Origin of the sequence: Thermomonas sp. (assembly GCF_025993755.1) — a bacterium.
Taxonomy (GTDB): Bacteria; Pseudomonadota; Gammaproteobacteria; order Xanthomonadales; family Xanthomonadaceae; genus Thermomonas.
This window is the reverse complement of the sequence record NZ_JAMQHN010000029.1, coordinates 77536-85167: the sequence shown is the minus strand read 5'-3', so window position 1 is coordinate 85167 and position 7632 is coordinate 77536. Positions and strand designations below refer to the sequence as shown.

Genomic DNA, 7632 nt, shown 5'->3' with positions numbered 1-7632 from the left:
GCTTTTTTTGGGGTGGCCCGCTTAAATAAGGCCGCTGCTATTTCGTTGGGGAAACTGCAGAAAAAACTGCGCGACCTGAAAGCCGGCGTCATGGCTTCAATAAGGCCGCAGCGAATTCGCTGCGGAAACCCAACGCCCAAACCGGCGTGGTAGGCCGGGTGATACGCTTCAATAAGGCCGCAGCGAATTCGCTGCGGAAACCGCGCTATCGCCCGCGCGGCGCGAGTGCCGTGCGACTGGCTTCAATAAGGCCGCAGCGAATTCGCTGCGGAAACGAGAAGCCAAGATCCTTCAATAGCAAACCCGTTTGGCTTCAATAAGGCCGCAGCGAATTCGCTGCGGAAACCGCGCAGGTCAGGACGGTCGAAGATCGTCTGCGCGAAGCTTCAATAAGGCCGCAGCGAATTCGCTGCGGAAACCCGGACGAGACGCTATCCAGCCGCGCCTACCGCATGGCTTCAATAAGGCCGCAGCGAATTCGCTGCGGAAACGCATGGGAGTATCCTACCGCGTCACGAGTGACGTGTGCTTCAATAAGGCCGCAGCGAATTCGCTGCGGAAACCCGGTACGCGGCGGCGGCGAGGTCAGCCCCATGACATCGCTTCAATAAGGCCGCAGCGAATTCGCTGCGGAAACCCGTGAAATCGATTTCGGCCTCGGGATCGTCGCGCTCGCTTCAATAAGGCCGCAGCGAATTCGCTGCGGAAACAGCCGAAGGAAACGTGTAAACCTGCTGGCGCTAATCGCTTCAATAAGGCCGCAGCGAATTCGCTGCGGAAACGTGTAAACCTGCTGGCGCTAATCGCTTCAATAAGGCCGCAGCGAATTCGCTGCGGAAACAAAACAAGGCCAGCGAGAAAGGCCCGGGTGAGCTGGCGCTTCAATAAGGCCGCAGCGAATTCGCTGCGGAAACCGTAGTCGGGGATTGGCCCCGGCCAACAGGAGAAGCGCTTCAATAAGGCCGCAGCGAATTCGCTGCGGAAACCAACCAACACCCACGGCACCGATCAAAGCGCACATGCCGCTTCAATAAGGCCGCAGCGAATTCGCTGCGGAAACGCCGCCTGAGCCGCCACCGCCGCCGCAGCCATTTACCGCTTCAATAAGGCCGCAGCGAATTCGCTGCGGAAACCCAACATCACGAGAATTTCCCGCATTCGATCCAGCGGCTTCAATAAGGCCGCAGCGAATTCGCTGCGGAAACGACTTCCAGAACGCCCATACCGCGCGCGCGGATACAGCTTCAATAAGGCCGCAGCGAATTCGCTGCGGAAACGACGGTGAAGTGGTGCGCCGAGATCGAGGATCAGCTGCTTCAATAAGGCCGCAGCGAATTCGCTGCGGAAACCGCGCGGGGCTTGAACGACAAGGCCATCCACAAACTGCTTCAATAAGGCCGCAGCGAATTCGCTGCGGAAACCGCTGAGTCCGTCACCGCCTTCACCGCCGAGCGGCAGGCTTCAATAAGGCCGCAGCGAATTCGCTGCGGAAACACAGGCGTGTCGCGGTCGCGGCGGCGGCGGGGTAATCGCTTCAATAAGGCCGCAGCGAATTCGCTGCGGAAACATTGATCCGCGAGTTTTTCATTCTTGTGCCGAAAAAGCTTCAATAAGGCCGCAGCGAATTCGCTGCGGAAACCTTGCCTAGCTCACGGGTCATGTACGTGAGCTGTGTCTGCTTCAATAAGGCCGCAGCGAATTCGCTGCGGAAACTCTGGTTAGCCATCGGTCAAGCTCCGCATCAGTTTCTTGCTTCAATAAGGCCGCAGCGAATTCGCTGCGGAAACACATCTGGGAAGCCGGCTCGCCAAGATCGGCAGGGCATGGCTTCAATAAGGCCGCAGCGAATTCGCTGCGGAAACCCGGACGATGGGTTCGTCGTCGTCGAGGTGCCACTAGCTTCAATAAGGCCGCAGCGAATTCGCTGCGGAAACATCGGCCAGCCTGAAACGATTCGTCAACGTCCTCGACGCTTCAATAAGGCCGCAGCGAATTCGCTGCGGAAACCGGGCGAAGTGTCGATGCACAAGTTCATCGACCAGGCTTCAATAAGGCCGCAGCGAATTCGCTGCGGAAACACGCCCAGTAGACCGCAAAAACGCGGCGTATCGAAGCTTCAATAAGGCCGCAGCGAATTCGCTGCGGAAACCCAGCGTGCCAAGTCCCAAAACGCAGGCGAAATCGGCTTCAATAAGGCCGCAGCGAATTCGCTGCGGAAACAGCGGTAGGCGCTGTCGCCATCGAGGCACGCAAGCGCTTCAATAAGGCCGCAGCGAATTCGCTGCGGAAACCGCTGTGTCGCAAGCGGTCGGATTGTGGCTGCGCGATGCTTCAATAAGGCCGCAGCGAATTCGCTGCGGAAACGCGCGCCCGGCGTTCGCCAACTTTTGCAGCTGCTTGCCGCTTCAATAAGGCCGCAGCGAATTCGCTGCGGAAACAATTGTTAGGCGGCGGTTCCCACAATAGGAGTATCGCTTCAATAAGGCCGCAGCGAATTCGCTGCGGAAACCAGCACGCGCGACACGTTGATGGCGTTGCTGGACGAATTGCTTCAATAAGGCCGCAGCGAATTCGCTGCGGAAACAGCGGCTTCCGAAGGCCGCGTGGATGCTTGCTATCAAGCCATTAGCGCGGGTGCTGGTGGAGCGTAGCACGACTTCCTTGGATGGGGTGATGCTGAGCCTTGAGTCGGCCACGCAACATCCTGATTGTCAAAGATCTTCTCGGTGCGAGCGCTGCCGGGGTTCGGAGGCGGCACTACACCTCTCGCGGAGGCCCGGCAAGTGCGGTCAGTGGAGCTATACGATGATCGGTTCGTGCGCGACCGGATCGAACTTTTCTCCGAGGCTGACGACACGCGGCTTCACCTTGTCGGCTGGTCCGAGGTCGATCACCAGCAGTGCGTCCACATGGTGATTGATGATTCCGTCGAGAAGCTGTATCAGCTCGGCGTGGCCTTTCCGGCTCAGGCGACACTGGAAGACGGATAGCTGCAACCATTCACCGAACCCCTTCATCAGTTTGAAGACGCGTCGCCAGCGTTTGTCGTCGCGGATGTCGTATGTCACCAGGTACAAATGTTCGTCCATGGCTGTCTCATTGATTGCGACGTTCAGCGTGTCGTGAAGTTTGGATAGTCGTCCAGTTCGCCCAGCAGATGACGCCCAAGCAGGCGTGCCTGCAATTCCAGCAGTCTGCGATAACTCAAGCGGTAGCCGAACAGCGGGTGGGTGATCTCCTGGCTGAGCCGGCGCTCGAATGCGGCGATGAAACGCTTGCGACCGCTGGCGTCGAGGTTGACGCTTCCGGCAACGCTGGCGAAGTCGGTGGGATGGACCTCGCCATTGTTGATGACCTGCATCACCACCGAATCGGCAAGCAGCGGGCGAAAAGGCTCCATCATGTCCAGGGCCAGCGCCGGGCGGCCGTAGCGCGGCTGATGATAGAAACCGCGAAAGGCGTCGAACCCCACCGCGGCAAGCGTCGTCGTCCAGGTCCGCGCCAGCATCGTGTAGGCGAACGACAGCATGGCGTTGACGGGATCGGTTGGCGGGCGCCGGTTGCGCTTGGTGAAATCGAAAGCCAGCAAGGCTTCATCATCCGCCGAGGCGGGCTTCAAGGTCTGTCGGAACTGGCCAAAATACAGCGCGGCCGCCTGGCCTTCGATGCCGAGCAAGGTCTCCAGGCTTTCGGCACGCTCTGCGCGGCCCCGCATCCGCTTCATGTCGGCCAGCAGTTGTTCTGGCTTCTCGTCGGGCTTCCAGTTGCGACGCAATTGGGTGCGGCAGTTGCTGATCTTCGCCGCCACCAGACCGCGCGCAAGGCGCAGACAGGCACGATCGTCGAAACTGGCGCGGTACTGTGCCGTCCGCAGTTCCACGTTCTTGTGACCGTTGCCGGTGGTGTGGCCGAAAAAGAAGCCGCCATAGCTATGCCAACTCACGGGGATGTCGCGCTGCATCAGTTCCTGCAGGCATGGCGTGGTGATGTAGACGTTGCCCTGGATCACGACCTGGGATACTTCACGCAATCTGGCGCTGGCAAGAACGTGTCCGTCCTTGTCTGTGACTTCCAGTACTTCGCCTTTCTTTGCGAGTTTGGCGCTGTAGTGCTGGATGTAAAGTGGCAGCGCTTCGTGGTAGGGGACAGCCAGCGGACGCGGCGAGAGTTCCTCGTGCTTCAAGAACTGCACTTCATCCGGAAGGCAGATGGTGACCAGGGAACAGCGCGGACATTTCGGGCTGTCGACCAGCGGTGCGGGAATGCGTCCACCGGCCGCCATGGTGCGCAGTTCGGCAATGGCGTTGCGGGTCAACGTCAGCAATTCGTCTTCGAACGGGACGGCAACGCGTTCCTTGCCTGCAACGTAATAGATTGCCCCGGCATCGCAGGTATAGCCATGTTCACGCAGCAACAATCCTTGTGCGCACAACTGCACGCGCTCCGGATCGTAAACGCCGCGCGCAATATGCGGGCGCTTGCCGCGCTTGTAGTCGACCGGGGTGACGGTGCTGCCCTCGCCTTCGATCAAATCCAGCTTGCCGATCAGTCCGAGTTTGTTGGACGAAAGGGTGACGGAACGCGCGTGAATCTCGGTGCGCTCTTCTTCCGCCGCCTGTGCATCCGGCAAATCGCCGGACGGCTTGTCCACCCGCCGATGCTTGTGGCGGCCGTCCACGGTGTCGGCGGAATCCGCCCATTCGCCCTGAACCCACTCCAGATAGGCCAGACGCGGGCAGTAAACGTGCTCGTTGAGCATACGCAGCGGAATCAGCGGCAGGTCGGCGCCAAGATCCGGGAATGGAAGTTCCAATTCGCCTTGCTTGGGTTCCACTGGAGGCCGCTCCCCTGTGGTGCTTTCCGACACGCATACCGGTTTTACTCCCGCGCGGATGGGGCGGCAACTTTCAGCGCCTCGATGAGGAGGCTTCAAGCTGCTATCAGGGCAGCCAACCGATCACGCGCCGTGCGTGGAAGCCGGGGTAGTCGCGATGCTAGGCGAAGTCGATGGCTTCGCTGGTGTCGCTCTGCCCACAGCGCAAACTGCCAATGCGCACGGCTGACCCACTCGATTCCGCGATGGGCCTATTTCCTACTGGTGGACACTGGCTTGAACATGCCCAGGCCATAGTGGCAGGCGAAGCCCAGTGCCAGCGGGCCGGTCAACGGCTCGGCAAAGGTCAATCGCCAGAAACTGCCCGAACGATCCGGTTGGTTCAGTCCGCGACGATTGCGGAAGCGGTGGAAGTGGATCGGCCGGCGCATGCGGCCCTTGCCGACTTCTACCTCGGCGCGGCTTTCGATGGCGATTGGCTCGGGGATGCCGCGCTCGCGGCACTCGCGGCGGAGCTGTTCTTCGATGCTGAAGCGCTTCTTGATGTGCCAAGGGTGCAGGTAGGGTGTCGTGGATTCCCAGATGACGCTGGGGCGGGTCAGCGGCGGAACGATGCCGGGCGAGCCGCTGCCTTCCAGCGACAATTGCCATTCGGCGCCGGTATGATCCCAGAGCCTTTTCACCTGGAGCAACGCGCGCTGCTCGGCATCGCTCATGCCGAGAGGCGCATAGACAAGCATGCGGTCGAGCCAACCGTCGGCGTTGCTGTCCCACGGCAGGTAAAAGGCGTGGCCATGGCGGTTGTCTGCGGGCAGATCGTGGCCGGAAAAGAGCGGCGGAATGTTTCCTTCACCAAGGACGCGCTTGCATTGGCCCATGGTGGCGACGCGCATCAGCTCGCCGATGCGCAGGCTGTCTTCCACGCGCGGCAACGGTTTGCCGTCGAGGATGAAGTTGACGGCCATCACGGCGGGCGCCACGGCACGATGGATGGTGGGCCGTGGGCGCAGCGCATCGATGGGACGCAGATAACTCACCTTGCGCGCGGCGGGCGGCTGGCTCCAGCCAAGCTTGCGCAGGTCGCCGGTATCGACGCTGAGCGCGTCGAGCAGGGATTCTGGTAGCGTGGCGCCCAGTTTCTTCTGTGCTTTCTTGTCGACCAGAAAGCGGTCGCGCAGCGCTTGATAATCGGCGTGGGGCCGCGGCGCATACAACGTGACCAACTCGCCCTTGACCTCTCCGGTTCGCGTGTCGAGCGCGCAGTCGCCGGGCAGGCAATTGGCCGGCGGGGCCGTTTCGAGCGTCCTGGCTTCCACCCAGGATTCGGCGCGGCCGAGGTAGCCCATGACGGAGAGCAAGTCGTCGAGCAGGGCGCGCTGATCGGTGGGGAGTGTCAGTTGGGGCCAGACGACGCCCAGGGGGTCGTTGCGATCCACGGCGGTGAAGGCATCGAAGACTAGTGAGGTCCTGCCCGCCGCAAACTGCGGCAGGTAGTGCCGGGTATGGCTATGGCTGGCCGCTGGCAGGCTGTACTCGGGCAGCTCGGTGGACAGGGATTCGATCAGCGCTTGGAGTGTGGCGTCGCTGTGCCTGCCGTCATGCTTGAGCTTGTGGTGCCAGGTGGCGATCAATGCGCGCAGGATGCGCCACGGCTCAGGTGGCCAGGCCACCGCGCCCTCGTTGACGTGGCGATCCCATGGCGTGGCGTGGTAGCGTCCGGCGGGAAAGGTGAAGGAAAGCGCGAGCATAGCTCAATCCCCGTTGTTGTCGTCGGTTTCCGGTTCGCCTTTGCCCTTCTTGCCCTTGGTCACCTTGCCGCTGCCGGTATAAGTCACCGTGGTGGACTGGAACTGGGCATCGGCGGCAGCGGCCTTGATGAGGCCGGGAAGCGCCTGCGTGAGCGCTTCCAACGTGGGCATCGGGAAGCCGACAGGCCGTTGCACATCCAGCGCCGTGCACTCCAGATCGCAAGCGGTGCGCAGACGCAGGCCGGTTTCGAGGAAGGCGCGAATCTTGTAGAGCGCCAGCGCGACCAGCAGGTCGAACACGGCTGGCGTGAAGCCGTAGCCGCGCAATTGGGCGAGGTCGAGGTTGAAGTAGGCGGCAATATCGGGCGAAACGAATTCGTCGCGGGAGAAGGGGACGTTGCCGAAGCCCTCTTTTGCCGTTTTGCCTTCTCCCTGCGAACCTGGCTGCACGATATCGTTCTTGACCCCGCCACTTGCCGCAACCTTGATTTCCGTCGCTTCTATGAAGGAAGAAAGTGCTCGCGGTAGCCGCAAGCGTCCTCCAGCCAACTCTCCCTGGGCAAGAAAGACGCCATGAAGGAGCGCATTAACGTCAAGTTGGAGCAAGACTGCCGCGAACTTGCGAAGATCAACAATTCCTTTGTCCAGTGCCGCGAGTTCGGACTTCAGCGTCTCGAATACTGGCCTACTCTTGCCATCGGCATCTACTGCTTCAAGGACGTACGGCGAATTGATCCGATGCGCCTCCAGCACCGAGTTGGTCAGCGGCTTGCCGTCCTTGTCCTTGACCTTGATGACGGAGAGCCCCTGTAGCGGGGTCACCCAGTCATCGGCCACCTTGTCCCAGCACACGGCTTCCAGGCGGTTGGCCATGCTCTGCGCGGACTCCACCAGCAGCGTGGGCGTACCGTCCGGGCCTTCGTATTGGGCGGCACCGATTTCGGGGAAGCCGGTGGGTTGGAAGCGCGTGCCCTGCAAGGGCTTGAGCTTGGCGCGCAGCAGCAGGCGCGGGGCGTTGGCAAGGGCGGAAAGGTCGAGACTCATGGTGGT

At 61.2% G+C, this 7632-nt stretch carries 4 protein-coding genes and 1 CRISPR repeat array; all 4 genes read right to left on the bottom strand.

Annotation, left to right across the window (positions count from 1 at the left end; translation table 11 throughout):
• Positions 1-19: 19 nt before the first annotated feature.
• A CRISPR array of direct repeats spans positions 20-2584; the repeat unit is 36 nt; unit sequence GCTTCAATAAGGCCGCAGCGAATTCGCTGCGGAAAC.
• Between the two features lie 214 nt (positions 2585-2798).
• Positions 2799-3089 carry a CRISPR-associated endonuclease Cas2 gene (gene cas2, locus Q0X16_RS02480; RefSeq protein WP_297830263.1) on the bottom strand — a complete coding sequence of 97 codons (291 nt, stop codon included), beginning with the start codon at positions 3087-3089 and terminating at the stop codon, positions 2799-2801.
• Between the two features lie 23 nt (positions 3090-3112).
• Positions 3113-4834, bottom strand: coding sequence for a CRISPR-associated endonuclease Cas1 (gene cas1, locus Q0X16_RS02475; protein ID WP_297830261.1), 1722 nt, complete (start codon positions 4832-4834; stop codon positions 3113-3115).
• 251 nt (positions 4835-5085) lie between these two features.
• Positions 5086-6582, bottom strand: a complete 1497-nt coding sequence (csb2, locus tag Q0X16_RS02470) for a type I-U CRISPR-associated protein Csb2 (RefSeq protein ID WP_297830259.1) — start codon at positions 6580-6582, stop codon at positions 5086-5088.
• 3 nt (positions 6583-6585) lie between these two features.
• Complete coding sequence (gene cas7u / locus Q0X16_RS02465) at positions 6586-7626, bottom strand: type I-U CRISPR-associated RAMP protein Csb1/Cas7u (protein WP_297830257.1); 1041 nt, start codon at positions 7624-7626, stop codon at positions 6586-6588.
• Between the last annotated feature and the right edge of the window lie 6 nt (positions 7627-7632).

Excerpts from the sequence above, each read along its gene's own strand:
- cas2 (WP_297830263.1), bottom strand. The coding sequence starts at position 3,089 with ATGGACGAACATTTGTACCTGGTGACATACGACATCCGCGACGACAAA.
- csb2 (WP_297830259.1), bottom strand. The coding sequence starts at position 6,582 with ATGCTCGCGCTTTCCTTCACCTTTCCCGCCGGACGCTACCACGCCACG.
- cas7u (WP_297830257.1), bottom strand. The coding sequence starts at position 7,626 with ATGAGTCTCGACCTTTCCGCCCTTGCCAACGCCCCGCGCCTGCTGCTG.